The following is a 25,664-nucleotide window of genomic DNA, read 5'->3' on the forward strand; positions in this document are numbered from 1 at the left end:
CGGTACGGTGGCAAAGCGGCGGCGAACGGCGCGACTGCGAACATCACCTCTTACGTGGCGGCACGTCCGCTGGTGCGGGGAGGTCATGGCGCGCTGATTGTTCCTTTTCGCCAAGACTCGGAAATGGTGTGATCGACCAATCGACCAAGTCGACGGCACGCTGAAGTATCGCCTCGGTCCGAGCTGGGTTGGGTGAAGCGGCGATGACACATCCGATGGTATCTCGGTAATCTCCTTTCCTGACGATTGGGGTGTTGGGTTCAACAAACAATTCGACCTCGGCGACGCCTGGTACAGCAGCCGCCCGACTGTCGCCGCTGATCCAATCGAGGATGCCATCGCGATCAGGAAGTAGGTTCCGCATGGCAGCAGCGTGGGAATGCCGTCTGCGCAAATCGCAGCTGTCGCCGATGACAAGCTTGAGATGTTCGGTGACGAGATCGACGCCGTAAGCCAGCTGAACCAGTTTAGGATTGGTCCCACCCGCAAGACGCGGATTGACTTCGATGACGACTGGGCCACGTTCCGTCCATCGGAGTTCAACGGTTGTTGGCCCCCAGCCAAGGCCGAGAGCTTGCAAGCAGCTCAGCGAAACATCGGCGATACGTTTATACTCGTCATCAGTCAGCGGGGCCGGATGGGTGCACCCACGGAAGATGAAATGCGGTGGTCGGTCGAAGTCAGCGGTGCAAATCCCAATGACCTCATTTCCTATTATATCGGTGCTATAGAATGGGCCTTGCGCGAATTCTTCGACCAGTATCCTCGGCGAAGACCGCCATATGTGCTTCCCGCCCAACAGATAGGTCCTATGTTCGGCTAATTCATCGATGTTGCCGCACAATCGGACACCGCTGCTGCCGGTGCCCACGGCTGGCTTAAGAACTACCGGCAGGCCGATTTCCACGGCAGCGCTTTCAACCTCCGTCGCATTCGCTGCCACACGGTAAGCAGGCATTGGCACGCCGGCCTCCGCCAGGAGCTGACGTTGAGCGAATTTGTCGCAGCATCGTTCAACCAACTCCGGGTTGGGTCCCGGCAGATCAAAATACCGGCAGAGCTTGCCAACTGTCGCATAGACCTCCTCCTCGGCGCCCGTAATGCCAGCAATGTCATAGCTCGCGCTTAGCCGGGAACATTCGTGGATCAACGCATCGAGGTTATCCGTATCAACACGGATTGCCTCAATGCCTACCGCCGCAAGATAGTCGTACTGAGCTGGATCAGCTGACAGGGTAATTGGATGAAGACCAAGACGCTGGGCCGCTTGGACGAACAGCAGACCAAGACGCCTATGGCCTTCAACTATGATGAGCGCTCTTCTTGCCATGGGCGTTGCCCTCCGTTGCATTTTGTCCGGCGTCTGGACATAAATCGGCACCAGTCTTTTACGCGTGCCGGACCTCAGACACCGCGGTGATATATCATTGTCAGCAATCTGCGGTCGCAAAGATTCTGTGAAGTTATTTGAAGGATGTGTTGCCATGTGTTGATTTACTGGCGGCCATTATGCTCGCCGTACATTCAAGATGATGGTGGTTGCGCTAGCAGGCTGTTGAAGAAGTGTCGCGCTTGGCTTTGAGGATGGCCTCATCGCCATTGTGATAGGCGAATGCGATCTCGATGGAGCCGTCGTCGAGCAGTTCGGCGGAGCCATCACCTGTGGCTTCGTCCATTTCGTCGAAGCCGGCCCACGTGAAGCAGACCGTCGAGGGGCTGTAGCTCAGATCGAGGCCGGCTTGCAGAGCGCCAAAGGCGATCTCACCACTATTGTCGGCCCTGATGGTGATCGTGGCGGGTCCGCCGCAAGGCGCTTTCGGGCATGGTTGCGCCACTGACGGAGGCAGCGAGCAAGCCGGCGAAGTTCACGCGCTTTGAAGCGGTGGGCAGCGACACGGTGGAAATCGTCATTGGCGATGCCGTGGTGCGCGCCGGCGGCGATGTTGATCCCGATCGCCTGGCGAGGATCATCCGCGCGGTTCGCAAGGCATGATCGCTTCCGGTGTGGTTGTTTACGTGTCGTGCCAGCCGGTCGACTTCCGCAAGGGCGCGGCATCTTTGATGGCGCTGGTCAGGGACGGCGGCCTGGACCCGTTCTCGGGGGCGCTTCACGTATTCCGTTCGAAGCGTGCGGACCGGGTTCGCATCGTGTGGTGGGACGGCAGCGGGGTGTGCCTTTATTCGAAAACGTTGGAAGAGCACAGCTTCTGCTGGTCTGCGATATCGGCCGCGCGCATGCGTCTCGACCACGCCCAGTTGATGGCGCTTCTGGCCGGGCTAGACTGGAAAAAGATCCGTCCGGCCAGGGTCAGGCGGCCGTTATCGACGGGCTGAAACCGGCTGCGGCAAGATGAATCATGGGGCTGTAACGGTTGGGAAAGCGGCTGTTTTTGTGCTCTGCTGCTTGCCATGGTTCTACCGGATCTTGCCCTTCCCGACGACGTTGATGCGCTGAAGGCGATGATCCTTTCCATGGCTCGCGAGCAGGCTGCGAGCGAGGCCCGGATCGCAGTCGCCGAAGCTCGGATCGCAGCATCTGAGACGGAGGTCACCCGGCTGAAAGCCGTCGAGAAAAGCGCCAACGAGCGTATTGCCAACCTCACGTCGATCCTGAAAGTTTTGCAGCGCACGCAACATGGCACGCGTTCCGAGCGGCTACGCCTGGCCATCGACGACGAGCAGGCCTCCTTTGTCTTCGAGGAGGTCGAGACCGGCCTTTCGGCGATCCGGAGCGAACTTGCTCACGCGGCCGGGGAAAAGCCGAAGCGTGCCCCGCGCCCGCGCAAGGGTTTTGCCGCCCACCTCGAACGCATCGAGGACGTTATCGAGCCGGAAATCCCGGCCGACTGCGAGGAGTTGGAAAAGGTTCTGATCGGTGAGGATCGCTCTGAACGGCTGGACGTCGTGCCGCCGAAGTTCCGGGTCATCGTCACGCGCCGTCCCAAATACGCCTTCCGGGGCCGTGACGGCGTGGTCCAGGCTCTGGCGCCGGCGCACATCGTTGAAAGCGGCCTGCCGACGGAGCGGTTGCTCGCCTATATCGCTGTCTCGAAATACGCCGATGGCCTCCCGCTTTACCGGCAGGAGGCGATCTATCTGCGCGACGGTGTCGAGATCAGCCGGTCGCTGATGGCGCAGTGGATGGGACATCTGGGCTTTGAATTGCAGATGCTCGCCGATTATATCCTGGAGCGTGTGAAGGAGGGCGAAAGGGTCTTCGCCGACGAGACGACCTTGCCCACCCTTGCCCCTGGGTCCGGGAAAACCACGAAAGCCTGGTTGTGGGCCTACGCGCGTGATGATCGACCGTTCGGCGGGACCAGCCCACCGATGGTTGCTTATCGCTTTGAAGATAGCAGGGGCGCCGATTGCGTGGCGCGTCACCTCGCTGGATTCGGGGGCATCCTGCAAGTGGATGGCTACTCGGCCTATACTAACCTGGTCAAGGCACGGGCCAAAGCCGGCGGCAATGAAACAATCCGGCTCGCAGGGTGCTGGGCGCATCTGCGGCGCAAGTTTTACGATCTGCACATCAGCGGGATCTCACAGGCCGCGACGGCAACGATCACCGCCATGACCGAATTGTGGAAGGTCGAGGACGAGGTTCGCGGCAAGGATGCTGGGAGCCGCGCCGCGCTGCGTCAGGAAAAGTCCGCGGCCATTGTCGCGAGCCTCTTCGACCTGTGGGAAAAAGAACTGCACAAGGTCTCCGGAAAATCCAAGACTGCCGAGGCGATCCGCTACGCGCTCACCCGGCGGGAGGCGCTGGAACGCTTTCTGATGGACGGTCGTATCGAGATCGACTCCAATATCGTCGAGCGTGCAATCAGGCCCCAGACAATTACGAGAAAAAATAGTCTCTTCGCTGGAAGCGAGGGCGGTGGACGCACCTGGGCCACCGTCGCGACACTTCTGCAAACCTGTAAAATGAATGGCGTCGACCCACTCGCCTGGCTCTCCCAGACCTTGACCCGCATCGCTCAGCGCTGGCCCGCAGCCAAAATCGAAATGCTCATGCCCTGGAACTTCAAACCAGACGCCGTCAGCTAACCGCTTACATTCATGGGAGGTCGGCTTGTGGAGGGCCGATCAATGGATGTGGACTGGCAAGCCGATCTCGAGCACTGGCTTCAACCGTTTTTGGCAGGTCTTTCGCATCCAGCTCGGCGCCGGATGTGTCCGCTGTACATTGCTGGTCTGATCGGGCCGGGCGACCGTAAGAGCGTACAACCGATGGCCGCGCGCACTGGCGAGGTCGGCTACGATCAGCTTCATCATTTCGTCGCGGCAGGGGTTTGGGACAGCGCTCCGCTCGAGGCCGCCCTGCTGAAGGAGGCAGATCGCCTGGTCGGCGATGAGGCGGGTTTTCTCGTCATCGACGACACAGCGTTACCGAAGAAGGGACAACATTCGGTTGGTGTCGCGCCTCAATACGCTTCGTCGCTTGGCAAGACGTCCAATTGCCAGTCACTGGTGTCGGTGACCCTGGCCTCGCGCGAAGTGCCGGTGATGGTGGGCCTTCGGCTCTTCCTGCCCGACACCTGGACGAATGATCCCGAGCGGATGATGCGGGCGCGCGTCCCGAAGGATCGACAGGTGGGCACCTCGAACTACGGCATTTCCGAGACCTGTGGGGCGGCAAAGCGGTTCGGCCCGGGCTGATGGCGGGAAGTGGCTTCGGTTTTGGTCGTTGAGGTTGATGCTGGGTGCCGAGTTTGGCGTCGCGGCGGCGTTTTCCGCCGCTTTTGGCGTCATGCAGGCGCAGTTCGCCCCTGGTGCCAGACGTAGCGCATCAGATTGTAGGCGAGGTTCGTCATGCCGATCTTGGTCCTGGCGCGGGCGATGCCGATCGTGCGGATGAAGAGTTTCATCTGCGCCTTCTGACGGGCGAAGACGTGCTCGACGAAGGCTCGGGTCTTTGAGCGCCGGCCGTTGGCCCGCGACGTCGCTTCGCTCATAGGCCGGCCCTTCGGCTTCTTGTGGTGGATTTCGGAGACATATCCGTTCCGGTCGAGCCACTCCTCGTTCTTCTTCGAGCGATAGGCGGTGTCGGCCCAGACCGTAGACCCGGTATTGGCGCGGTTGAGCACGTTGCGAAGCTGCGCGCCGTCATAGGCGGATGCGCTCGTGACGTTCCAGCCGCGGATGAAGCCGTGCCGGCGGTCGATGGCGGCATGGTTCTTGTAGCCGAAAGCGGGAATGGCGATGTCGCGCTGCTGCGCCTTTCCCTCCTCGGCGACCTTGGCCTTGGAGAACTTCACCGTCCAGCGGGCATCGCGATCCTTCTGGCGCAGCTTGGCCGGCTTCTCCTTCCATGCGTCCGGCACCTTGCCCGCCTTGATGTCGGCCTTCTCGGCGTCGGTGTTGCGCTGCTTCGGCGCCGCCACGATGGTGGCGTCGACGATCTGCCCGCCCATCGCCAGATAGCCGGCCTTGGCGAGGTGCTTGTCGAAGCGGGCAAACAGGTTCTCCACCGCGCAGGCCTGCGTCAGATGCTCGCGAAACAGCCAAATCGTCTTGGCGTCTGGCACTCTGTCGCCGAGCCCCAGTCCGAGGAAGCGCATGAAGGACAGCCGGTCCTGGATCTGGAACTCGGCCTGGTCGTCGGACAGCCCGTAGAGCGCCTGCAGCACCATGATCTTGAACATCATCACCGGGGCGTAGGCAGGACGACCGCCCCTGGCGCCGTCCGAGCGCTTCAGCACCTTGGCCAAAGGCTTGCGGAAAACCTCCCACGGCACAACGGCGTTCAACTTCTCCAGGGGATCGCCGGCTTCGCTTAGCCGAGCATAGCGCTCATCGATATCCCAGAACCCGGCCTGTCCCCGCATCCAATCCCTCCTTCCAAATCGCAACGGCAGTGAATCACAAACCGGTCAAAATGGAGAGGTTTTTCGAGACCTCCAGGTCGCTCTGACAAAGCCGGAGATCGCCATCGAAGAGATCGATCGTGTCATCGCCTCCGGCGCGCGTTTCGGCTGTGTGCTTGCCGACGCGGGCTACGGGTCGAGCAGCTCTTTTCGTCAGGCTTTGAGTGAGCGCGGTCTGCTGTGGGCGGTAGGACTATCGCGGCGCCAAAACGTCTATCCGGCCGATGTTGATCTGATCTTCCCGGTCGCGACCACCGGCAGGCGTCGCCAATATCACATCCCGGACCAGCCGCCGGTCTCTGCCGAGGTGATGCTGTCTGGTGAGAGATGGCACAAGATAAGCTGGCGGCGCGGCACTAAAGGTCGGCTGACTTGTTTGTTTGCGGCTCGCCGTGTCCGCGTTGCGGATGGTCATAAGCACCGCATGCTCGACAATCGCGTGCAGTGCATGCCAGGCGAGGAGGTCTGGCTCGTCGGCGAACGCCGGTCGACTGGCGAGCAAAAATACTATGTGTCGAACTTACCGGCCGATGCGAGCCTCAAGATGCTCGCCGCCACGATCAAGGCCAGGTGGGTCTGTGAGCAGGCACATCAGCAATTGAAGGAGGAACTCGGCCTCGACCACTTCGAAGGCCGATCATGGACTGGATTACATCGACACGCCTTGATGACCATGATCGCCTACGCCTTTCTCCAAGCCCGCCGCCTCAAAGCAGCGGGACGGAAAAAAAAGAGTCGGCGGACCACCGCCACAAACCGAGCATGCCAGCTGTTAGACAAGCCATTCTCGACCTCTTCACGCGGTCGCCACCCCGCAGATGTCCTCACTGTCAGAAGCTGCTCGCACACGCCCTCAAACCTAAACTGCCAAAGTAATGCTTCTGTAATGGGCCTTCGTTCGTCAAGTCCTCTCTGAACGATATCTCGTCGCCAGGATCATGCTTCTGTCCGTGGTCAGCGCGAAGGCCGCCACACTATGCCATCAGATCCAGAGCTGACAGGTCAATCTAGGAAGCGTGGTTTGCCGAAGCATTCACAGCACTACACACGACCTTGCCAAGCCCTCGTCCCGGCGACGGGACCTCAGGAGAGCGCTGCCGTTTCGGCTCGCTCCGAACGCTCTATCTCCTATGCCATCGCTGCGGCCTTACTCCAGCGGAAATCGGTCGCATCCACCCACATGCGATGGAGCACGACGCCCAACTTGCGGGCAAGGGCCACCTTGGCGCGCTTCATGCCCCGGCGTTTCGCCACGTCGAGCGCCCAGTGCTTCAGGCTCGAGAAGCGGATCGCCCGCGTCAGCATGACGTGCGCAGCTTCAAAGAGCGCAGTTCGCACCATGGCGTCGCCGACCTTGCTGACACCACCGTCCCGATCGGTCTCACCGGATTGATATTTTTTGGGCGTAAGCCCGAAGTAGGCTCCGACCGTACTGGATTTTCCAAACCGCATCGGGTCGTCCACCGCCGAGCGATAGGTCAGGGCGACCAAGGCCCCAACGCCAGGTGTGCTCATCAATCTGTGGCAGACCTTATCAGCGCGCGCGATCTTCAGCATCTCGCGATGGAGCTTGCTGAACTCGCACCACAACGCCATCCGCGCCGCCAGCATCGCACCAATCACCGTCTCCAAAGTGACGTGGCCTGCTGTCAGCTCCCGGATGCGCGTCTCAAACTTTCCACGACTGACCTCTCCGACCTTCAGCCCATAGCCGCGCAAGATCCCGCGGATGCTAAGTTCGACGTCGAGAAGCTTGCCTTGCAGAAGCTTGCGTCCAACAAGAAGGGCTCGGCTATCCTTGCAAGTCACCGATTTGGCATGAACCGGACGGTACCATCCCATCCTCAGCAGTTGGGCGATCCCGCGTGCATCTTTCCGGTCGGTCTTCACCGTCATAGCCGAGAGCGCCGCCTTCACGTGCCGCGTCTCGAGCAAAATCGCATCGCGTCCGGCGGCCACAAGCCCGGCATGCAGCCATTGCGACAATGGCCCGGCCTCGAGCCCAATGCGACTAACAGACAATTCCAGTTCGTCGAAATAGCGGACCAGCGCCTCCGGCTCGCTGGCGATCTTGACCTCGCGCATGATCGTTCCGGTCGCGTCAACAATGCACACGCTGCTCTCTTCCAGAGAGACATCGATTCCCGCATAATGTTCCATGGCTGTTCCTCTCATGATGTTTGGAGCCGATCGCTCGGACTCCGTTTCAACACCATCATTCTGAGGGACAGCCACCCAACCTGGCTATGCTCGCGAAGGCCGGCCCATTACGGCATCTAGTCCCTATGATTGCTGGGCCTGAGGGCGGCCCGTCATCCGATATGCAACGGTACGAGGGTTAAGCCGGCTGGGCCGGCACAGAGCCTCATGCATAGGAGACGGGCCACATGGAACATACCCGATTTGTCGGTTTGGATATTCACAAAGAACGGATTTCAATCGCGGTGGCGGAGAACGGGCGCTCCGGTTCGGTGGAGTATCTTGGCGAGATTGCGAATGACCCTGATGCCATCAGCAAGCTGTGCGATCGTCTGGGGAAGTCCGGTAAACCGCTGGTGTTTTGCTATGAGGCCGGACCGTGCGGCTATGGCGTTCATCGCCAACTGACAAGCCTCGGCCATCGATGCGACGTGGTGGCGCCGTCACTGATTCCGAAGAAGCCCGGCGATCGCGTGAAGACGAACCGTCGCGATGCGACCATGCTCGCCCGCCTCCACCGGGCCGGCGAGTTGACGCCGGTCTGGGTGCCCGACGCCGATCATGAAGCCATGCGCGACCTGATCCGGCTGCGCAGCGTCGTGCGACAAGTGGTGACGCGAGCGCGCCAACATCTTCAAGGATTTCTGCTGCGTCACGGACGCAAGCACGAGCGGGGAACCGCCTGGCGAATGGCTTATCGGCGATGGCTTTCGACATTGGCCTTCGAACATCCCGCTCAGCAGATCGCATTTCAGGACTACGTCGATGCCGTCATGGATGCGGAACGGCGCCTGCGGCAGGTCGAGGAACAGATACTCAGCCTTCTCCCGGAATGGGACCAGCGCCCGGTCGTTGACGCCTTGCAGGCGATGCGCGGGATCGCGCTGATCAATGCCGTGGTGCTGGTCGCGGAGGTCGGTGACTTCACACGCTTCTCAAACCCACGTCAGCTCATGGCCTATTTCGGCTTGGTCCCGGGCGAGCGATCGAGCGGCGAGAGCGTCTGGCGCGGCGGCATCACCAAGACCGGCAACACCCATGCCCGGCGCGCGCTGGTCGAAGGCGCCTGGGCTTACCGGATGAGGCCGCGCATCGGCCGTCACAAGGTCGATCGAATCGAGGCGTTGCCAAAAGTCGTTCGCGACATCGGATGGAAAGCGCAGGTTCGACTGTGTACCCGATATCGTCGGCTCAGCGCGCGCGGCAAGAACGCCAACGTCGTCAATGTCGCCATCGCACGCGAGATGGTGGGCTTCATCTGGTCGATCGCCTGCACGGTTCAATCACCCCAAAGGCGGCATGACATCAACTTGACAGGCAGCCAGGAGAGGAGATCGCAACATCCAACATCAGCCTCGGCGCGATATACGGTGCTGGAGGCGGGACAATGCCGGGGAGCCCTCGTCTCCACTATGAGCCTTGACGCTCGCCACCTAGACAGAGGCAGCCCCAAACGAAACAAGGTCATGCGGCTCGACCCGCGGATGAGAGATTGTTGACCGACGTTCAAGTCCCGCCTCTTGCACCTCATATCCGCCGTACAAGTACCTCGGCCGCCGATCGGATTCGGCCGACTGCAACCTATGCCAAAGGCTATTGTCAGCAATCATGAGAGTGGATGGAATCCAACGCTTGGTGCCCGCGTTTAACGGCAGCGATGATTTTGTCTGGGTCGGCGGCCCAAGTGAAGGGCTTTGGTTTCTGGTTGTGCTCAGCGAGAAAGCGGTTGATTGCCGCCTGGAGGTCGACGACCGAGTGGAAGACGCCTCGCTTGAGGCGCCGCTTCGACAGTTTGGCAAAGAAGCCCTCGACGGCGTTGAGCCACGAGCACGAGGTCGGGGTGAAGTGGAAGGTAAAGCGTTGATGGCGGTCGAGCCAGGCACGCACCTTGGGATGCTTGTGAACGGCGTAGTTGTCGAGGATGACGTGGACGGCCTTGCCGGCCGGCACTTGCGCCTCGATGGCGTTGAGGAAGCGGATGAACTCCTGGTGGCGGTGGCGCTGCATGTTCTTGCCGATGACGGTGCCGTCCAGCACGTTGAGGGCGGCAAACAGCGTGGTCGTGCCATGCCGTTTGTAGTCGTGCGTCATGGTGCCGAGCCGTCCCTTCTTCATGGGCAGACCAGGCTGCGTGCGGTCGAGCGCCTGGATCTGGCTCTTCTCATCGACCGACAGCACGATGGCGTGGGCCGGCGGATCAACATAGAGGCCGACGACGTCGCGCAGCTTGTCGACGAATTTCGGATCGTTGGAGAGCTTGAACTGCCGCCAGCGATTTGGCTGCAGCCCGTGCGTCTTCCAGATGCGGCGCACCGCGCTGGCGCTGATGCCGGCCGCCGTCGCCATCATGTCGGCGGTCCAGTGCGTCGTCTCGCCCGGCGGGTCTGCAAGCGTCAGCGCTACCACGCGCTCGGCCACCTCGGGTCCGAGTGGCGCAATGCGCGAGGGCCGCGTCTTGTCGCGCAGCAGCCCTTCGAAGCCTTCGGCGGCGAAGCGCTCCTGCCAGCGCCACACGCAGGTCTTGGACTTGCCGGTTTGCCGCATGATCTCGACGGTGCCCACGCCGTCGTCACTCAACAGAACGATCTCGGCGCGCCAGACATGCTTCTGCGGCGCATTACGATCCCTGAGCAGCGCCGTCAGGCGCTGGCGATCGATCGGCGAAACGGTCAACGAAATCGTGCTGGAGGGTCTGTGCCGGCGCGAAGGCATTCGCCGAGAGCCTGTATTACAACTGGTCGATGGAGTTCCTCGAAGCCGGCAAGAAGCGGCTGGCCGGCGACACGGCGCGCCGCCACCACCGACGAGGTCAAGCTGTTGCGTTGCGAGCCCCGCGGTCTGAAGGAGGTTGCAGGCGCTGGAACTGCGGCTCCTCAAAAAAAGCATGATCGCGGATGGAGGCGACGACGAATGAGATATCCCGCCACCGAGAAGCTGGAGATCATCCGGCTCGTCGAGCAGTCGCATCTACCGGCGCGCCGCACGCTGGAAAAGCTCGGCATTCCCCGCGCCACCTTCCACCGCTTATATGACCCGGTTCCTGAGAGGCGGCGTCGATGCGGTCGAGGATTAAGTCCCGACTGGAAAAAGACGGAAATACCATTTGGACCCCTGGCGTCGCTGAGATCCGCATCGGAAACGGCCAATCGTGCCGCGGCGCGGCCGCAACTCTCGTCGCCGTCACGTCGAGAGCTACAGTAATGTAGTCTCCGCAGAGATGAACCGCCGGAGGATCGGAAACCGCGGAATCGTGGCAGCGTCAAGCCACCAGAATTGGCAGTTCCTGAAAAAGCGCAAACACACTATTTTTCGAGTGCCGTCAGCGACGAGATTTGCCGCGCTCTGGCGGCTTGCTGACTGCCTGACCAGATCGATCCTAGAACCAAACTCGCGCTGTGCCCAAGAATCTGTCGGGTCGCGCGAAATTCCAATGCCTATAAGGCCACTAGATAGGAGCTGCCAATGACAACTCAGATGGCGTCGGGACTAGCTGCAATTGCGACGGTGCCTGCAATCAGCGAGGCGGATGCTCAAATTGAGCGCCGCCTCTGCGAGCTCGCAACCTGCGATTCAGCCTCGATCTGGGAAACTCAAGACGAACTGTCCAGCGCGATTGCAGAGGCGGGTATGCACTTTGAGGGCCGGGCGTATCCCGTATGTCTCCGACCCCTTGCGATAGACAGAGCGCTGGTCAATCACCTCAGCGTTACTGCTGAAGTTATCATAAAGCTCCTTGATGTCGCGGCAGAGATGTATTGTTTCAATCATGAGATGCAAGATCTATTTCCATCATATAAACATTTGCGTCATTTGATCGCTTGCCTCCCAAAGTATAGACCGATCGTAACAATATGTCGACTGGATGGACTTATCGGTATTGATGGCTATTATAAAATAATTGAAACGAATACAGAAGGACCTGGCGGCGTTATTCAGAACGGACTTGCCGCGAAAATCTGGAGCCAGATACCCAACCCGTTGACACATGGTCTGTCACTCGACGTGACCAAGCAGCCTTTCGCGAAAGATCCAAACTGCTTTGTCCGAGAGCTGGTGTCTACCTTTCGCGCTGCGAGTGGACGCGAACTCAGAACCGCCGCCGTAGTTAACTTTCGCGGCCGTTATACGAACGAAGTAGATTGGATTGTGGATGGTTTAAGGCACGCAGGCGCCAAAGCAGCGTTGCTAGATGTTTGCGAGATGAAGCGAACGCCCCGTGGGCTAGTCGGGCCGGACGGCGAACTTATCGAGCTTGTTTACAATAAACTCGATGTGAGAGAAATGGCGGAAGCTGACGAATGTAGAGACTACTTAGACGCCTGTGCGGCACAAGAGGTCGTGTCGATAAACCCGTGGATCTCCCAGTGGGTATTGTCTGATAAGGCCATTCTTGCTGTACTCAGCGATGATCGATTCCACTCGAACTTCAATGCCGAGCAGATCGAGTTTATTGCACGCCATGTTGCATGGACCCGCCTTGTTAGAGCGGGAGTGACAACTGACCCGGAACGGCGTCGGATCGAGCTCATCAGCTATATCCGGCAGAACAAGGCCAATCTTGTCCTGAAGCCTTCAAACGCGACGCGTGGCGAGCATGTCCTGGTTGGGCGTCTCACGTCCTCAGAGGTGTGGGAGGAACACATCGACCGGGCCGCCCGCAAACCGTACGTCGTGCAAGAGTACGTCAGACCCAGAGAGATTACGGCTCTTCACCCGTCAAGCCGGTCGATCAAGAAAATGGCGTATGGAATTGATTGTTATGTATTCGGTGGCCGCCTAGCAGGTTTTCAGTCACGAGCAAGCTTTGATGCTGTGATGAATATTGGGAGAAGCGGGATTCTACTGCCAGTCGCTATCGACTAAATTTCCAACCTTCGATCGTCAAGACGTTCACGCGCGTGAAGAGGTCGCGGAGGTGAACTTGGTCGATTAGAAGAGGTCTGGTTCTGGCGATATGCCGATCGGGCACTGCTCTTCCATCTGCAAGATATATGAGTGAACCAGTATCGTCATCACCAGCAACCTGAACTTCAGCAATAGGCTAGAGCATCTTTGATGAACGCAGAGTCGGTTTGAGGATTGAACGAAGCCGCTGACGACGCGCTCGCGCGGCAGGTTTCCCGGCAAGGCCTTGCGGTCGCGCTTCTTTCCCGTCGCCCCTTCGGTCGCCGGCAAGCCCGTATCCGGCAGGGCAACGACATCGCCATCTTCGTTGTCGGCGGCGTCCTCATCCGCGGCCTGTTCGGCTTCATTGAAGAGGCGGTCAATGTGTTTTTCACTGCGCGGTGCAAAACGATGCAGTCGTGCGCCAGCTCTTCCTCGAGTTTGACGACGCGTTCGTGAGTTGACGGTTCTCCGCCTGCAGCGCAGCAATACGCGCCATCAACTCCTCAACAGTCGGTTCGCCGGGTCGATTCATCAGATTCTTGAATCGAAAGCATGCCGCCACGTCAACCGCTCAATTCGAGAGCCCTCAACCGGCAACCTGATATTGCCGCACGGATGGCGCACCATCGCATCGATATCGATGCCGTCGAGGATCCAGTGCAATTGCTCGGTCTTAAGCGTGACCACCGCTGCCTCCCGGCGCGGCCAACGGAACTTGTCCTCGGTCAGCCGCTTCAGGACCAGCACAAAGCCCGACCGATCGAAGAACAGGAGCTTCATCCGGTCGCGACGGCGATTGCAGAACGCAAAAACGTCTTCCATCACAAGGTGTCCACCTATTTTGGTGGACACCTTGCCTCAGAGCACTCAACGGCAAAAGGTGCGGGGAAATTCGCGCCTCCAATCTCCAATAGATGGACGGCAAAGGCGTGCCGCAGGCTGTGCGGCGTGACGGTTTGGGCAAGCGGGAGAGGTCGCGCGCTTTCGCGCAGGCTTGTCCCACCGCATCCCTGGTGATCGGCTGGCCGGCACGATCGCCGGGGAAGAGCCACGCCTCTGGCCGGCGCACCTTCCAATAGCTGCGCAGGATCTCCAGCAGCTTGGGCGACAGCATTACGTAGCGGTCCTTCTGGCCTTTGCCCTGCTCGACGCGGATGACCATTCTCTGGCTGTCGATGTCCGGGGTCTTCAGCTGAACCGCCTCCGAGATGCGCAAGCCGGCGGCATAGCAGGTGGTCGGGATGGCGTGGTGTTTGACGTTGAGGACGCAGCCGAGGAATTGCTGAACTTCCCCGGGGCTGAGGAGGATCGGCAGCTTCTTCGGCTTCTTTGGGAACGGGAGGACCTCTTCAGGCGCCCAGTCCCTTTCGAGCGTCACACTGTAGAGAAAGCGCAGCGCCGCGATGGCGGTGTGGATCGAACCGGACGCCAGCTTCTTCTCGTTGGTCAGATAGACCTGATAGGTCCGAATGTCCTCGCGCCCGAGCACGTCGGGCGACTTGCCGAAGTGGCGGGCGAATAGCGACACCTGTTGCAGGGATAGGAGAGCTGGGTGGTGAGCGCGAAGTTGCGCACCTGCATGTCCTCGCTCATGCGTTGCCGAAGGTTGGTCATGACAAGCTCCTTTGTCCGATGGAATGGGCTGCAAGCAGCCACCCCATGCTCGCGCAGTCGGAGCTCCTATTGAACGCCTGACCGGCACGACAGAGGACGCCATCAAGACCGCGCCGTCGGCGTACACCCCCCTTGCCGCTCCGCCGTGGCGGAGCGGGTTAGTCCAGGGCAGGTAATGGGCGTTTCCCATTACCTGCCGCAACCGGCACTGCCCCAAATGTCAGGGTAAGGCATGCCGGGACTGGCTGGCCGCACGGCAGGGCGAGCTTCTGCCGGTTGCCTATTTCCACGTGGTGTTCACGCTGCCGGCCGAGGTCGCCGCGATCGCCTTCCAGAACAAGACGGGGGTTTACACGATCCTGTTCAAGGCTGCGGCCGAGACGCTGCGCACGATTGCCCCGGAGCCCAGGCACCTCGGCGCCGAGATCCTATCCCTTATCAAGATGGAGATCGTGTCCGGTTCATTCGGGAGCTATTTCACAAGGTCCCGTTTGCACATTGCGATGCCGGGAGCGGAGGCCGTCCACCATGTCAGGTCTCCCCAATAGGTGCCTGGTGGATTGTGCACTTTGATTCCATCGCGCGGCCAGATGACAGCAATATAGAAACTGCATTTGACGTAAGCCACTGTTGGGATGATTGTCCCACTTGAGAAAGTGTGAATGGCCCTACAGCTTAGCCCCTCAAGTGGGACTTGGGAGAAGTTGTTCAGAGAACGTCCAAAAAGAAGTGCGGAGTTCTCATAAGATGTTTGACGGGGCGTGATCTGTCCCTCCTGCGACGTTATGGAGACACTCGATGAATTCGAAGCGGACGGCAAATCCCTGTGCCGGAGCATTTTTTGAGCAATCCGAATATGATAGACGGCAGCAGTGGTGCTCGAAGCCGTGGAGAGGGCAGGCCTGGATGCCCTAATTTGTCACCGCGCAAAGCCATCTCCGCTGTCTGACCGGCGTTCCGGCAGCGGCGCTATTTTGCTACCCTCCCTTGATCCTCTCCCCGGGGCGAGAACCGACTTTGTCGTTGGTAAGTTTGACGAGCAGAATGTCCGGACTTTTAGTTGCATTGAAGCCAAACTTGACCTTCCACCTGGTCTGGGGAACTGGATTGATGGAGATTTCGGATATTTTATCAGCGAGACGTTTCGTGTCACGATTCCGACGCCGAAGCACTAACCACTGCACCACGCGAAATTTTTTTGATTTAGTTGTAGTCTAGAACGTTACGCTGACGGAACGCACCGGGCGGTGTCCCACTTAAAGCGTAGAGATGTCGACCTTGGTGGACGCGAAAAAGCCCCATCTATAACTTTCGAGAAAGCTGCGTCCATGACAAGCCAACCACAAAAAGCTCTCGGAATCCTAGGACTCGAAGGCGGGCTTGCGCCCGGCCAATTGCCGCCTCCGCGTCCGGGCTCGGTCTTCAACCCGGCAACTTTCGACTTCCCGATAATTATAGAGACAGTGGAAGGAGCTTGGGCGGACAGGGTGATCCCCGGCGATTCTGCGCTCGAACCGGCCTACATTGCAGCCGCCAGACGCTTGATCGAGCGAGGCGCCGTGGCCATAAGCGGGGACTGCGGGTTTAGTATCCGGCATCAGGCGGCAGTGGCCGCGTCGGTGAAGGTGCCTGTGGCGATGTCGAGCCTGCTTCTGGCCCCGACGCTACTTCGCCAGATACCGGCCGACGCAAAGATCGCCGTCCTAACCGCCGACTCGACGCATTGCGGCGAAGATCTGCTCGATGTTGATGATCCAGCCGAACGGGCAAGGGTGGTTATCGGCGGTATCGAAGGCGGTGCCTTGTGGCAAAACGAGATGACGCGTCCGCCACGGCCGACCAGTGTCGCCGAGATTGAGTCAGATGTTGCAGCCTGTGTATTGCGACTTCGCGAGGCGCATCCGGAAATTGCGGCACTCCTGTTTGAATGTACGATGTTCCCGATGGTCACGCCGGCAATTCGCCGTATCACAGGGCTGCCCATCTATGACACCGCAACCCTTTACCGGATGACGTTCGCGGCCGTCGCCTAACGGCATAGACGCAGCCAACAGTGCCCTTTAAAACTGCACCATTGTGTCGGAGGCGGGGTAGTCGTGACCCGATCCCATTGTTTGGACAGAAATGACGTTGCCCCAGTGATCTAAAACCGGCCCAGCCGCTTTCGAATTGCGGAACCGGGCCGGAATGTCGATGGTCGCGGTATAGCCCAGCGCCACGACCGGGCCAACTCCGGGAATTGTCATCAGTCGGCGGCAAACCTCATCATCGCGGGCGATCGCCAGAAGCTTGCGGTGAAGGGTGGGCCCGGCCTCAAGCCCGACTCGCTCGATCCGCCAACTCGGATCCTTGAGAACAGCGATGAGGTCGTCGGGATGGCGGACACCCTTTCCTTCACAGCAAATCTTGCCGGTCTCGTCGATGATGCAAACGGAGGTCTCTTTCACTCGACACATCCAGGCCAATATAGTGCTTCACGCTGCGTTCCTTTCCTGATGCTTGTGGCTGTTGCGTCCAGACCACGTTTTGCCATCAGCCAGGAGCGCAGCACCTCCTTTGCATCTTCCTCAGCGGGAGACGGCTAGACACCAGGCCGAATACCCCATCTTGGACGGTGCGTTCTTGGCGCATTGTCGGCTCCGGCGGTGGCAGGGAATTGGAATCAGTGGCTTGATCCAAGATACCTGAAACCGCCGGGCCTTGCTCGCGCAAAGCAGCGATTCACTAAACAAAATCAATAGCTTGCCGTTTATGGACGGAAACTAGTTTAGCCAAAAGCGGTCCAGTTTGAACGGTTCAGAACAGATTTTGCTATTCGCGGAGGGTCGGAAATGGTGTGATCGACCAGTCGATCAAGTCGACGGCACGCTGAAGTATCGCCTCGGTCCGAGCACGGCTGGATGAAACGGCTATGACATATCCCATACAGTCTCGGTAATCGCCTTTCCTGACGATTGGCATCTTGTGTTCAACATAAAGTTTGACCTCGGCGACACCAGGTACAGCAGCTGCCAGACTGACGCCATCGATCCAATCGAGGATGCCATCGCGATCAGGAAGTAGGGACCGCCAGGCCGCAATGCGCGAATGCCTTCTGCGCAAATCGCATTTATCGCCGATGACAAGCTTGATGTGCTCGGTGACGAGATCGACACCGTGAGCCAGCTGAACCGATTCAACTCCCCCAGCAAGTCGCGGATTGACTTCAATGACGACAGGGCCAAGCTTCGTCCACCGGAGTTCGATAGCCGTTGGCCCCCAGCCAAAGCCGAGAGCTTGCAAACAGCGCAGCGAAACATCGATGATACGCTCTTGTTCATCATCATCCAGCGGGGCCGGAAAGATGCCCTCACGAAAGACGAAATGCGGCGGGCGGTCGAAGTCAGCGGCCTCGATCCCAATGACCTCGTTTCCCATTGTATGGACGATATAATGAGGGCCTTGTGCGAATTCTTCGACCAGTAGGCTCGGCGTAGACCGCCATACGTGCTTCCCGCCCAACAGATGGGTCGTATGTTCGGCTAACTCATCGACATCACGGCACAATCGGACACCGTTGCTGCCGGTGCCGACGGTTGGCTTAAGAATTACCGGCAGGCCGATTTCCGTGGCAGAGCGTTCAACCTCCGCCGCATTCGCTGCCACGCGATAAGCAGGTATTGGGACGCCGGCCTCCGCGAGAAGCTGGCGTTGACTAAATTTGGCGCAGCATTGTTCAATCGATGTGGGGTTAGGCCCCGGTAGACCGAAATGCCGGCAGAGCCTACCGACTGTCGCATAGAACGACTCCGTGGCGGACGTAATGCCAGCAATGTCATAGGTCGCACGCAGCCCGGAACATGCGCGGATGAGCGCATCGAGATTGTCTGTATCGACACGGATCGCCTCAGCTCCTTCCATCGCAAGATAGTCGTAGCGGGTTGGATCAGCCGACAGGGTAATTGGATGAAGACCAAGATGCTGGGCGGCTTGGACGTATATCGGACCATTGCTCCTTGTACCTTCAACCAGGATGAGCGCTCTTCTTGCCATTGGCTGTTACTCCGAATCTCTGTGCTGTGCGATTGTCCGGGAGCAGATTGTTATCAGCTCTGTTCAGCCGTCTCTGACCTCAGACTTTGCGCTCAATGTACTACCGTCAGCGACTTCCAGGCGCAAAGAATTCGTAAATTTCGTTGAAGGTTTTGTTGCCGCGGTTGAAATCAGGACGCAAGGAGGATCGGCGAGTTGATGGCGAGGGGCGGGGGACTGTCAGGAATTCTGTGCGCAAGGCCGGTACTGGCTGACGAACCTTTCGCCGAACACGACGGCGAACTGGTCTTAACCTCGAAGACTTGCGCGGCGGTCGTTTCCATTGCTCGGCCGCCTGGTTCAGCAGCAGATATAGCAGCTTCATGGCTGCGTCGTCATTGGGGGAAGTGGCCGCGCGTTGAGAACGGCGCAACTTGGAGTTCAATGCCTCAATGGCGTTCGTAACCGGTATAAGGATTCTTGGTGCCAACATCCGGACGGAGGCACCGGGAGCACGAAAGCGCGGGCAGGCCGATGCACACGATGAGCTGCGCGCTCGTGTTATTAGCTGGCCGCCTCTGCGACTCGCCCGGTTGCGCCGAGAGCGCAGATCCGTAGTTGTCGTGTCGCCCGCCGCTCCCGTCACTCGATCTGACAGGAGGATGCGACGCGTGATTGGGATTGATATCCACCGAACTTTCGGTGAGGTGGTTTTCTGGCAAGACGGTCAGCTTCGACGCGCCGGCCGTATTGATATGACCCGAACGGCACTGGAGGGGTTTCGGAACGAGCCTTTCCGAACGGATGCGCCGGCTGGTTGCGCGGCGCTACCAAGTCGTGCGGCATCGTCAAATTCGAGTCCCAACTCGACCCAGCGCCTGTCGCTGCGATCAAGAACCTGAAGCCAAAGGGGCTGGCCGGCGAGAAGCTCAAGCAGCGCATCCGGAGCATCCGCGCCCATCTGTTCACCTTCGTCACACATCGCCACGTGCGTCCACTAACAATGCGGCCCAGCGGTGCTTGCGTCCTTCGTCGTCTTCCGCACGGTGTGACCAACGGCTTCCGCTCCGTCTGTCCGCCACACGGCTCGCTGGAACCTTCTCCCCCTACACCATCCGAAGCGCCCCTGGCCGGCACACCGCTCACCAGAATGGTCTGACCTCGCCCCGAAGTGAGCAACTAACCATCTGGATTCTAGATTGTTGCGATATAGATTCTATGTTTGCCAATTCTGAGACGACGATGCCACTCTAAGCCACAGAAAATAAAAGGGAACAGCCGTGTCATTACCCAAGGCCACGGGCTTGGTATCACGAGCCTAGCGGCACTGGAATTGCGGCGTAATCAGAGCTTGAAGGGAGGACAGAATGAACGAGTGGCCACTCAGCCGCCGTGCGGTCATGAAGGCAATGCTGGTAGCGTCGGCAGCGCCGTGGGTGGTGCACTCAAGAGCGCTTGCGTCGTCGTGTGACGATCACGTGGTGCGCCTCGGCGGAATCATCGCCCCCGACACGTTGAATCCGTTCGCCACCTGGTCTTCGTTTTGGCCGATGGTCTTCGTCTATGACCTTCTGGTCGCCTGGGACGCCCAGCGCCACCCCGACCGTAAGGGATTTGCGAAGGAGTGGTCCGTTGCCGACGACAACGTCACGTGGACGTTCAAGATCTGGCCTGGCATGAAGTGGTCGGACGGCCAGCCCGCCACGGCCAGGGACGCCGCGTTCACCTTCAAATATCTGCGCGGCTCCATAGGCACGCCTCACGAGCTAAACGCCGGGTGGAACGACACAAGCGGCTTCGAACTCGTCGACTCGATTACGGCCGTCGACGACGAGACTTTGCAAATCGTGACTAAGGTGCCCACCCGCTGGCCGATCGACAACTACAAGGTGATCGTCCCCGAGCATATCTGGAAGGACATCAGCTACGCCGATGCGCTCGGTCCCTTCCGCAACGACCCTCCGCTAGTGGGCACGGGGCCTATGATAGTTACGGAGTTTCACCAGGGTCAGTTTGCCCGCCTCACGCCGAACCCGTACTTCCGCACGGGGCAACCTGGGACCGCCGGTATGATCTTAAGCTTCTTCAGTATGCCCGATCCCATCGCCCAAGGTCTAAAGAGCGGTAGCCTCGACTACGGTATGAGCCTGACGTATGCCCAATGGGCCGACCTCTCAAAGGATCCCGCGATCCAGGTCGGTCAAGTGCGCATTCCGCAGCGGAATTACTTGGCCTTCAATACCGCGTCGGGGGAGGGGGCAGGCGGCACCAAAGCCCTGCAGGATCCGGCGTTTCGTGATGCGATTGGCTACGCAATCGACCAGAAGGCCATCGTCGATAGAGCCTTCCACGGGCTAGCCGATCCTGGCGTGGGGCCGATTATGTCGATAGCAGCAGGTTACTATTCAGAGCTGAGCGACATCAGGCGCCACTTCGATCTCACCGAGGCGGGCCGCCGACTTGATGCCGCCGGCTATCGGGATACGAACGGCGACGGCGTCCGAGAGGACAAGGAGGGCAACAGCTTCCAGCTGGAGCTGCTCACCGGGAGCGGCTCCGGTAACGTCGAGATTCCGATCGCGGCCGTGCAGCTCGTCGCCGGCTGGTTGGGACAAATTGGCATTCCCGTATCGGTGACCCAGCTCGAGTCCGGCGCGCTCGGTGCACGCACGGCAGCGCCGACGAACGGCGGGGGAGGCTGGGACCTGCTCATTTCCAGCAGCTGGCCGTCTGCCTTTCCTGGCTCGCTACTCCGCTTCGCCCGCAGCAAGCGCATCGGCGTCGACAACACGTCGTACTGGTCAAATGACAAATTCGACGAGCTCCTGTCGGATCTCGACGTTACCGTGGACCTCAAGAAGAGCCAAGCGTTGGTCGATCAGGCGGTGCGTCTCCTGTACACCGAAGCACCCTATATCATGCTGTGTTACCCCTTCCAGCTCGACGCGCGTCGCAAGGATTGCTTCGAGGGCTGGGGGACGGAGGATATGCTGTCGATGGAGAGCTACTTTCCGCTCGATCGGCTAAGGCCGGTCTAGGATGCTGACCAACGGACAGGGACGCCGGGCGAACCAGCGCATCGAGCGCATTCTCCTCAGGGCCGTCATCACGCTTCTGATGGTGGCGATCCTGAACTTCATCTTGTTCAGGATCGTTCCGGGCGACCCCGCCAGCATGCTACTGGCGGGAGCGCGCACCGCCGTGACCGCTGAGCAGATCGAGGCGCAGCGCCAGCGCTGGGGCCTTGACCGGCCGCTGATCCCCGACCAGGTTCTCAACTACCTATCGACAACACTCCGGGGCGATTTGGGCTATAGCTTCAAGTTCAGGGGCAGGCGTGTCGCCGACCTGATCATGGAGCGGCTGCCGGCCACGATTGCTCTGGTCGGCTTAGCCCAGCTCATCGCAATCGTTTCCGGGGTCATACTCGGCATCTACGCCGGTTGGCGGCGGGGAGGAGTCGTCGACCATGTCGCCACGGGCACCTCTCTAGCCCTCTACTCGACACCGCCGTTCTGGCTTGCCATGCTCTTGGTGGTAATTTTCAGCACGGCACTGGGTTGGCTTCCTGGTTACGGCCAATATTCGCCGACTGTCGCGAGCGCCGGTCCCCTCGCCTGGCTGGTCGACCGCGCCCGCCATCTCGTGCTTCCTGTCTCCGCGGTAGCTTTGGGCCTGATCGGGCAATATGTGCTGGTCGCCCGCGCCGCGATGAGCGACGTCGTCACCGAGGATTACATGGTGACCGCCCGGGCCAAGGGACTGACCGGCGGCCAGATGCTGATGCGTCATGCTTTCCGCAATGCAATGCTACCGGTCGTGACTTTGGTGACGCTCAATCTCGGCTACGTGGTGGCGGGTGCCATCACCGTCGAATCCGTGTTCGCCTGGCCGGGGATCGGCCGCCTGACGGTCGAGGCGCTCAACGCGCGGGACTACCCAGTTCTTCAAGGCATATTCCTGTTGCTCGGCGCGTCGGTCGTTGTCGCAAACCTTGCCGCCGATCTTGCCTACAACATACTTGATCCACGAGTCCGGCAATGAGCGAAAGTACAGTGCAATCTCCTTGGCGTATCCGGGCGCGAGCGATCAATGGCTTCCTGCAACAACTTCTTGGTCGTGCTGGGGCTCAGCTCGGCCTGTTGTGTCTCGTATTCTTTCTTGTGCTGGCTTCGATGCCCAATACCCTCGTCGGGCCACTTGAGACTGCAGCCACCGCAACCGGCGGTTCCCTCGCGCCGCCTCAAAGCCAGCATCTCCTGGGGACAGACGAAGTAGGGCGGGACGTGCTCAATCTGGTCGTCCATGGCGCACGCATATCGCTTACAATCGCGCTGCTGGCGACTGTAATCAGCCTAATCGTCGGGACAACGGTCGGCATGACGTCGGGCTACTACGGTGGGAACGTCGATGTTTGGCTGATGCGCTTGACTGATTTCTTTTTTGTCATGCCGTCCTTCGTGCTGGCTCTTGTCGTCACGCCTGTGATTTTGGAAGTAATTGCGCGTCGCGGAGATATCCTTGGTTTCCGTCCTTCCCTGTTCGTGATCATTCTGGTCATCGGCTTGACGAGCTGGGCTTTTGTTGCGCGCATCGTTCGAAGCCAGACGCTGTCGCTGCGAGAACGCCAATTCGTTGAGCGCGCCAGGATTGTGGGCACCAGCGACTTCAACATCATGGTACGCCATCTCTTGCCGAACCTCGTGCCGCAGATCGCGGCCAACAGTGCTTTGGTTGTCGCCGGCGCGATCTATACCGAGACTGCTCTTTCATTTCTCGGGCTCGGTGACCCGCTGCAGCCATCGTGGGGCACCTTGCTTTCTCTCGCGCAGCGTGCTGGTGCCGCCAGCTCAGGAGCTTGGTGGTACCTTGGTGCGCCCGGCGCGTGCGTGCTTATTGTCTCTCTTGGCTTCGTCCTGGTTGGCAATGCGCTCGACGACACGTTCAATCCACGGCGGAGGGCGATTCCATAACAAAATCCTCCCAAGACAAGGCACCGCTTCTGGAAATCGACTGTCTCTCTGTCGACTATGGGCTCAAGGGCGTTTCATCGCGAGCAATCGACTGCGTGAGCTTCGCGCTCCGGGCCGGAGAGGCCGTTGGCCTCGTCGGAGAATCGGGCAGCGGGAAGACCACGACTGCAATGGCGATCGCCGGTCTGCTATCACCCAACGCGCGGGTCAGCGGTGGCGAGGTGCGCTATCGCGGCAACCGACTGCCGATCGAGGACGATGCAGCGATGCGGCCACATCGCTGGAGCGAAACGTCCGTAGTCTTCCAGGGCGCGATGAATGCGCTTAATCCTGTTCACCGCATCATCAAGCAGATCGCCGAACCGTGTATGCTGAAGCTCGGCATGTCGCGTGGCGAGGCGACTGCGCGGGCACGGGAGCTGCTGGAGCGCGTCGGCATTCCGGCGGATCGCGGCGCCGCCTATCCCCACGAATTGTCGGGCGGCATGCGTCAAAGGGTCATGATTGCTATGGCGCTGGCATGTCGCCCCTCGATCGTCATTGGCGATGAGCCGACCACGGCACTCGACGTCATTACACAGGCTCAGATCCTGAAGCTGCTGGGTGCCTTGCGATCACAGCTTAACCTTGCCCTCATTTTGATCACCCACGACCTTTCTGTCGTGGCTGAATCCTGTGATCGCGTGATGATCATGTACGCCGGCCGGATCGTCGAAGACGGCACGGTCGCCGATATATTCGCCCAGCCTAAGCACCCATACGCCAGACTGCTGATCGACTCGATCCCGAACCCCGCGAACGGCAAAAAGATGATCCGGCCCATTCCCGGGGATCCCCCCAACTTGGTGAACCGACCTTCGGGGTGCGCTTTTCATCCGCGTTGTCCGTCCGCCATGGCGGTTTGCACGACCGAAGTCCCCAGCCTCGATAAGTTGGGACGAGGACGTGTCGCCTGTCACCTTCACCGGTCTTCGCAAGAAGACAAGGTTGCAGTCCATGCCTGACAGCGTTGATATCCTTCGTCTTGAGAGCCTGCAGGTCCATTTTCCTGTCCAGGGTGGGCTGTTCGACCGTGTCCTGGGCCGGCCTGCCGGTGCCGTGCGGGCGGTGGATGGGATCGACCTCAACGTCAGACGCGGTGAGATCGTCGCCCTCGTGGGTGAATCGGGAAGCGGCAAGACAACAGTGGGCCGTGTCATCACCAAGCTTGCCCAGCCTACAGGCGGCAGGTTGCTGTTCGAGGGCCGCGACATGACGTCGGTTCAAGGCTCCTCGGCCTTACGTCCTTACCGCAATCGCGTGCAGATGATCTTTCAGGACGCCTATCAGGCGCTCAACCCGCGACACACGGTGTTCGATATTGTGGCGGAGCCGCTGCGCTCCCTGCGGCTGGTCGAGAACAATGGGCAACTCACAGAGCGGGTCAGCGAGGCGCTTGCGGCAGCTGGACTCAATCCTCCCGGTGATTTCTTCGCCCGCTTCCCACATGAACTTTCTGGCGGGCAGCGCCAGCGCGCCGTGATCGCAGGAGCGCTTGCGGTGAAACCGGAGCTCATCGTCGCTGACGAGCCTGTGTCGATGCTCGATGTGTCGATACGAGCACAGATTCTTCAGGTGCTGGTTGACCTGCGTGAAAAACACAACATGGCGCTGCTGTTCATCACCCACGACCTGCCGCTCGCCTGGCTGATCGCCAACAGGATTGCCGTCTTGTATCTTGGAAAATTGGTCGAGATCGGCACCGCCGACGACATCACATTCAACCCCCGCCATCCGTATACCGTCGCCTTGCGCAACGCCACCCCGCAGATTGGCAGCAACGCAGATCGTAGAGAGCTGCCGGCCCTGCAAGGCGAGGTCCCAAGTGCCGCGCGCATACCGAACGGGTGTCGTTTTCATCCACGCTGCCCGATGGCAATCGATCGGTGCCGGCAAGAGGAACCGCCTGCCGTTGAAGTGGGGCCGCAGCACCTGTCCGCGTGCTGGCGGACTGGCGAAGTGAATGCTCGCTCGGAGCTTCTGAGACTTGCCCCTTTGTGAGCATGGACGGCGCAGAAGCTTAGGCCGACTTCAAAGCCACAATCTGCCGCTGAGACTGGTGAAAGCAAGG

The 25,664-nt window shown here is 59.9% G+C and carries 17 protein-coding genes and 10 pseudogenes; 16 read left to right on the forward strand and 11 right to left on the reverse strand.

What is annotated here, in order from left to right:
• Positions 1 to 43: 43 nt before the first annotated feature.
• Together ACFOJ9_RS01550 and ACFOJ9_RS01555 are read right to left on the reverse strand one after the other, a co-directional pair.
• Complete coding sequence (locus ACFOJ9_RS01550) at positions 44 to 1,330, reverse strand: ATP-grasp domain-containing protein (RefSeq protein ID WP_378976614.1); 1,287 nt, start codon at positions 1,328 to 1,330, stop codon at positions 44 to 46.
• Positions 1,331 to 1,544: 214 nt separating this feature from the next.
• A complete protein-coding gene (locus ACFOJ9_RS01555) occupies positions 1,545 to 1,835 on the reverse strand; it encodes a hypothetical protein (protein WP_378976616.1) in 291 nt (96 codons plus the stop codon).
• On the opposite strand from ACFOJ9_RS01555, the gene ACFOJ9_RS01560 reads away from it, so the two are divergent.
• The 4 genes and pseudogenes from ACFOJ9_RS01560 to ACFOJ9_RS01575 form a co-directional block, all read left to right on the forward strand.
• Positions 1,823 to 1,993, forward strand: coding sequence for an IS66 family insertion sequence element accessory protein TnpB (locus tag ACFOJ9_RS01560; RefSeq protein ID WP_378976618.1), 171 nt, complete (start codon positions 1,823 to 1,825; stop codon positions 1,991 to 1,993). The genes ACFOJ9_RS01555 and ACFOJ9_RS01560 overlap by 13 nt on opposite strands.
• Positions 1,990 to 2,334 carry an IS66 family insertion sequence element accessory protein TnpB gene (gene tnpB / locus ACFOJ9_RS01565; RefSeq protein ID WP_378976391.1) on the forward strand — a complete coding sequence of 115 codons (345 nt, stop codon included), beginning with the start codon at positions 1,990 to 1,992 and terminating at the stop codon, positions 2,332 to 2,334. Before ACFOJ9_RS01560 ends, tnpB (ACFOJ9_RS01565) begins: the two co-directional genes overlap by 4 nt.
• Before the next feature lie 75 nt (positions 2,335 to 2,409).
• Complete coding sequence (gene tnpC, locus ACFOJ9_RS01570; protein ID WP_378976620.1) at positions 2,410 to 4,050, forward strand: IS66 family transposase; 1,641 nt, start codon at positions 2,410 to 2,412, stop codon at positions 4,048 to 4,050.
• Positions 4,051 to 4,058: 8 nt separating this feature from the next.
• Positions 4,059 to 4,653: pseudogene (locus tag ACFOJ9_RS01575) on the forward strand (IS701 family transposase); the annotation flags it as partial.
• 98 nt (positions 4,654 to 4,751) lie between these two features.
• Here the strand turns inward: ACFOJ9_RS01575 and ACFOJ9_RS01580 are convergent.
• The gene (locus tag ACFOJ9_RS01580; RefSeq protein WP_378976622.1) at positions 4,752 to 5,831 is read right to left on the reverse strand and encodes an IS5 family transposase; all 1,080 of its coding nucleotides are present in this window, start codon (positions 5,829 to 5,831) and stop codon (positions 4,752 to 4,754) included.
• Between the two features lie 73 nt (positions 5,832 to 5,904).
• Between ACFOJ9_RS01580 and ACFOJ9_RS01585 the strand changes: the two are divergent.
• Positions 5,905 to 6,786 (forward strand): annotated as a pseudogene (locus tag ACFOJ9_RS01585) (IS701 family transposase); the annotation flags it as partial.
• A 212-nt stretch (positions 6,787 to 6,998) separates the two neighbouring features.
• On the opposite strand, the gene ACFOJ9_RS01590 reads toward ACFOJ9_RS01585, so the two are convergent.
• The gene (locus ACFOJ9_RS01590) at positions 6,999 to 8,030 is read right to left on the reverse strand and encodes an IS110 family transposase (RefSeq protein WP_378976624.1); all 1,032 of its coding nucleotides are present in this window, start codon (positions 8,028 to 8,030) and stop codon (positions 6,999 to 7,001) included.
• Positions 8,031 to 8,257: 227 nt separating this feature from the next.
• Here ACFOJ9_RS01590 and ACFOJ9_RS01595 point away from each other — a divergent pair.
• Positions 8,258 to 9,349: pseudogene (locus tag ACFOJ9_RS01595) on the forward strand (IS110 family transposase); the annotation flags it as partial.
• 319 nt (positions 9,350 to 9,668) lie between these two features.
• Here the strand turns inward: ACFOJ9_RS01595 and ACFOJ9_RS01600 are convergent.
• The gene (locus tag ACFOJ9_RS01600) at positions 9,669 to 10,781 is read right to left on the reverse strand and encodes an IS630 family transposase (RefSeq protein WP_378976626.1); all 1,113 of its coding nucleotides are present in this window, start codon (positions 10,779 to 10,781) and stop codon (positions 9,669 to 9,671) included.
• Between ACFOJ9_RS01600 and ACFOJ9_RS01605 the strand changes: the two are divergent.
• Both ACFOJ9_RS01605 and ACFOJ9_RS01610 read left to right on the forward strand, forming a co-directional pair.
• A pseudogene (locus tag ACFOJ9_RS01605) lies at positions 10,696 to 11,139 on the forward strand (helix-turn-helix domain-containing protein); the annotation flags it as partial. The gene ACFOJ9_RS01600 and the pseudogene ACFOJ9_RS01605 sit on opposite strands and share 86 nt — an antisense overlap.
• A 392-nt stretch (positions 11,140 to 11,531) precedes the next feature.
• Positions 11,532 to 12,932: a hypothetical protein gene (locus tag ACFOJ9_RS01610; protein WP_378976628.1), complete on the forward strand. Its 1,401-nt coding sequence runs from the start codon at positions 11,532 to 11,534 to the stop codon at positions 12,930 to 12,932.
• A 234-nt stretch (positions 12,933 to 13,166) separates the two neighbouring features.
• Here the strand turns inward: ACFOJ9_RS01610 and ACFOJ9_RS01615 are convergent.
• From ACFOJ9_RS01615 to ACFOJ9_RS01625, 3 genes and pseudogenes are all read right to left on the reverse strand, one after another.
• Positions 13,167 to 13,488, reverse strand: a pseudogene (locus ACFOJ9_RS01615) (IS66 family transposase); the annotation flags it as partial.
• Positions 13,488 to 13,778, reverse strand: a complete 291-nt coding sequence (tnpB, locus tag ACFOJ9_RS01620) for an IS66 family insertion sequence element accessory protein TnpB (RefSeq protein ID WP_378976630.1) — start codon at positions 13,776 to 13,778, stop codon at positions 13,488 to 13,490. The gene tnpB (ACFOJ9_RS01620) and the pseudogene ACFOJ9_RS01615, both read right to left, overlap by 1 nt.
• Before the next feature lie 77 nt (positions 13,779 to 13,855).
• Positions 13,856 to 14,570, reverse strand: a pseudogene (locus ACFOJ9_RS01625) (site-specific integrase); the annotation flags it as partial.
• A 191-nt stretch (positions 14,571 to 14,761) separates the two neighbouring features.
• Between ACFOJ9_RS01625 and ACFOJ9_RS01630 the strand changes: the two are divergent.
• Together ACFOJ9_RS01630 and ACFOJ9_RS01635 are read left to right on the forward strand one after the other, a co-directional pair.
• A pseudogene (locus ACFOJ9_RS01630) lies at positions 14,762 to 14,998 on the forward strand (transposase zinc-binding domain-containing protein); the annotation flags it as partial.
• A gap of 900 nt (positions 14,999 to 15,898) precedes the next feature.
• Positions 15,899 to 16,603 carry a hypothetical protein gene (locus ACFOJ9_RS01635; protein ID WP_378976632.1) on the forward strand — a complete coding sequence of 235 codons (705 nt, stop codon included), beginning with the start codon at positions 15,899 to 15,901 and terminating at the stop codon, positions 16,601 to 16,603.
• Between the two features lie 111 nt (positions 16,604 to 16,714).
• Here ACFOJ9_RS01635 and ACFOJ9_RS01640 read toward each other — a convergent pair.
• The 3 genes and pseudogenes from ACFOJ9_RS01640 to ACFOJ9_RS01650 all read right to left on the reverse strand — a co-directional run.
• Positions 16,715 to 16,849: pseudogene (locus ACFOJ9_RS01640) on the reverse strand (transposase); the annotation flags it as partial.
• 532 nt (positions 16,850 to 17,381) lie between these two features.
• Complete coding sequence (locus ACFOJ9_RS01645; protein ID WP_378976634.1) at positions 17,382 to 18,602, reverse strand: ATP-grasp domain-containing protein; 1,221 nt, start codon at positions 18,600 to 18,602, stop codon at positions 17,382 to 17,384.
• Between the two features lie 219 nt (positions 18,603 to 18,821).
• Positions 18,822 to 19,062, reverse strand: a pseudogene (locus ACFOJ9_RS01650) (transposase); the annotation flags it as partial.
• Between the two features lie 181 nt (positions 19,063 to 19,243).
• Here ACFOJ9_RS01650 and ACFOJ9_RS38790 point away from each other — a divergent pair.
• From ACFOJ9_RS38790 to ACFOJ9_RS01675, 6 genes and pseudogenes are all read left to right on the forward strand, one after another.
• Positions 19,244 to 19,387 (forward strand): annotated as a pseudogene (locus ACFOJ9_RS38790) (IS110 family transposase); the annotation flags it as partial.
• A 561-nt stretch (positions 19,388 to 19,948) separates the two neighbouring features.
• Positions 19,949 to 21,619, forward strand: coding sequence for an ABC transporter substrate-binding protein (locus ACFOJ9_RS01655; protein ID WP_378976636.1), 1,671 nt, complete (start codon positions 19,949 to 19,951; stop codon positions 21,617 to 21,619).
• A 1-nt stretch (position 21,620) separates the two neighbouring features.
• Entirely contained in the window at positions 21,621 to 22,625 is a 1,005-nt protein-coding gene (locus ACFOJ9_RS01660; protein WP_378976638.1) for an ABC transporter permease, read from the forward strand.
• Entirely contained in the window at positions 22,622 to 23,554 is a 933-nt protein-coding gene (locus ACFOJ9_RS01665; protein WP_378976640.1) for an ABC transporter permease, read from the forward strand. Before ACFOJ9_RS01660 ends, ACFOJ9_RS01665 begins: the two co-directional genes overlap by 4 nt.
• Positions 23,551 to 24,558: an ABC transporter ATP-binding protein gene (locus tag ACFOJ9_RS01670; RefSeq protein WP_378987496.1), complete on the forward strand. Its 1,008-nt coding sequence runs from the start codon at positions 23,551 to 23,553 to the stop codon at positions 24,556 to 24,558. Before ACFOJ9_RS01665 ends, ACFOJ9_RS01670 begins: the two co-directional genes overlap by 4 nt.
• The gene (locus tag ACFOJ9_RS01675; RefSeq protein ID WP_378987499.1) at positions 24,551 to 25,594 is read left to right on the forward strand and encodes an ABC transporter ATP-binding protein; all 1,044 of its coding nucleotides are present in this window, start codon (positions 24,551 to 24,553) and stop codon (positions 25,592 to 25,594) included. Before ACFOJ9_RS01670 ends, ACFOJ9_RS01675 begins: the two co-directional genes overlap by 8 nt.
• The last annotated feature ends 70 nt before the right edge of the window (positions 25,595 to 25,664 follow it).

It is taken from the genome of Mesorhizobium cantuariense, from assembly GCF_042647205.1.
GTDB classification, from domain to species: Bacteria; Pseudomonadota; Alphaproteobacteria; order Rhizobiales; family Rhizobiaceae; genus Mesorhizobium; species Mesorhizobium cantuariense.

Coding starts and splice junctions, on each gene's coding strand:
- ACFOJ9_RS01550 (WP_378976614.1), bottom strand. CDS start 1,330: ATGGCAAGAAGAGCGCTCATCATAGTTGAAGGCCATAGGCGTCTTGGT.
- ACFOJ9_RS01560 (WP_378976618.1), top strand. CDS start 1,823: ATGGTTGCGCCACTGACGGAGGCAGCGAGCAAGCCGGCGAAGTTCACG.
- tnpB (WP_378976391.1), top strand. CDS start 1,990: ATGATCGCTTCCGGTGTGGTTGTTTACGTGTCGTGCCAGCCGGTCGAC.
- tnpC (WP_378976620.1), top strand. CDS start 2,410: ATGGTTCTACCGGATCTTGCCCTTCCCGACGACGTTGATGCGCTGAAG.
- ACFOJ9_RS01580 (WP_378976622.1), bottom strand. CDS start 5,831: ATGCGGGGACAGGCCGGGTTCTGGGATATCGATGAGCGCTATGCTCGG.
- ACFOJ9_RS01590 (WP_378976624.1), bottom strand. CDS start 8,030: ATGGAACATTATGCGGGAATCGATGTCTCTCTGGAAGAGAGCAGCGTG.
- ACFOJ9_RS01600 (WP_378976626.1), bottom strand. CDS start 10,781: ATGCCTTCGCGCCGGCACAGACCCTCCAGCACGATTTCGTTGACCGTT.
- ACFOJ9_RS01610 (WP_378976628.1), top strand. CDS start 11,532: ATGACAACTCAGATGGCGTCGGGACTAGCTGCAATTGCGACGGTGCCT.
- tnpB (WP_378976630.1), bottom strand. CDS start 13,778: ATGGAAGACGTTTTTGCGTTCTGCAATCGCCGTCGCGACCGGATGAAG.
- ACFOJ9_RS01635 (WP_378976632.1), top strand. CDS start 15,899: ATGACAAGCCAACCACAAAAAGCTCTCGGAATCCTAGGACTCGAAGGC.
- ACFOJ9_RS01645 (WP_378976634.1), bottom strand. CDS start 18,602: ATGGCAAGAAGAGCGCTCATCCTGGTTGAAGGTACAAGGAGCAATGGT.
- ACFOJ9_RS01655 (WP_378976636.1), top strand. CDS start 19,949: ATGAACGAGTGGCCACTCAGCCGCCGTGCGGTCATGAAGGCAATGCTG.
- ACFOJ9_RS01660 (WP_378976638.1), top strand. CDS start 21,621: ATGCTGACCAACGGACAGGGACGCCGGGCGAACCAGCGCATCGAGCGC.
- ACFOJ9_RS01665 (WP_378976640.1), top strand. CDS start 22,622: ATGAGCGAAAGTACAGTGCAATCTCCTTGGCGTATCCGGGCGCGAGCG.
- ACFOJ9_RS01675 (WP_378987499.1), top strand. CDS start 24,551: ATGCCTGACAGCGTTGATATCCTTCGTCTTGAGAGCCTGCAGGTCCAT.